This is a genomic window from Paenibacillus sp. TY11, from assembly GCF_059772165.1.
This window is the reverse complement of sequence record NZ_JCBAIQ010000064.1, coordinates 1-892: the sequence shown is the minus strand read 5'-3', so window position 1 is coordinate 892 and position 892 is coordinate 1. Positions and strand designations below refer to the sequence as shown.

Below are 892 nucleotides of genomic sequence, written 5' to 3'. Positions count from 1 at the left end.
CGCGAGGTGGAGCCAATCCTAGAAAAGCCGGTCTCAGTTCGGATTGTAGGCTGCAACTCGCCTACATGAAGTCGGAATTGCTAGTAATCGCGGATCAGCATGCCGCGGTGAATACGTTCCCGGGTCTTGTACACACCGCCCGTCACACCACGAGAGTTTACAACACCCGAAGTCGGTGGGGTAACCCGCAAGGGAGCCAGCCGCCGAAGGTGGGGTAGATGATTGGGGTGAAGTCGTAACAAGGTAGCCGTATCGGAAGGTGCGGCTGGATCACCTCCTTTCTATGGAGAATCGTTTCCTGCAATGGAAACATTCAAATATGAAGCGTAAGCTTCAAAAAAATCATCATTCCATTTGTTCAGTTTTGATGGAACTTGTGAGGGGCCATAGCTCAGCTGGGAGAGCGCCTGCCTTGCACGCAGGAGGTCAGCGGTTCGATCCCGCTTGGCTCCACCAATTACAATTTCATCTAAAACTGTATGAGGATCGTTAACTCTTTGGAGATTGACTGATAATCAAACAGCTTTGCACCTTGAAAACTGGATACCGAAACGAAATTGCGTTTTAGAATATTCCTTTAAGCTGATCTTGTGTAAACAAGTGAAATAAAGGTAGCAGATAAGGAAAGATCTTTTGCCTTTGGCAAAAATCATTTTTTATCGAACATCGACATTTTCTTTTTATCAAAGAAAAGTCTAGGTTAAGCTACAAAGAGCACACGGAGGATGCCTAGGCGCCAGGAGCCGACGAAGGACGTGGCGAACAACGATAAGGCCTCGGGGAGCTGTAAGCAAGCTTTGATCCGGGGATGTCCGAATGGGGAAACCCGGCTGTCTTCATCGACAGTCACTACTCACTGAATTCATAGGTGAGTGAGAGGCAGACCAGGGGA

1 tRNA gene and 2 rRNA genes are annotated in these 892 nt (G+C 48.3%); all 3 read left to right on the top strand.

The window, feature by feature from the left end:
• Nucleotides 1-281: ribosomal RNA gene (locus AC6EJC_RS26810) — 16S ribosomal RNA — on the top strand; the annotation flags it as partial.
• A 99-nt stretch (nt 282-380) separates the two neighbouring features.
• Nucleotides 381-456, top strand: a tRNA-Ala gene (locus AC6EJC_RS26805).
• 242 nt (nt 457-698) lie between these two features.
• Nucleotides 699-892, top strand: a 23S ribosomal RNA gene (locus AC6EJC_RS26800); the annotation flags it as partial.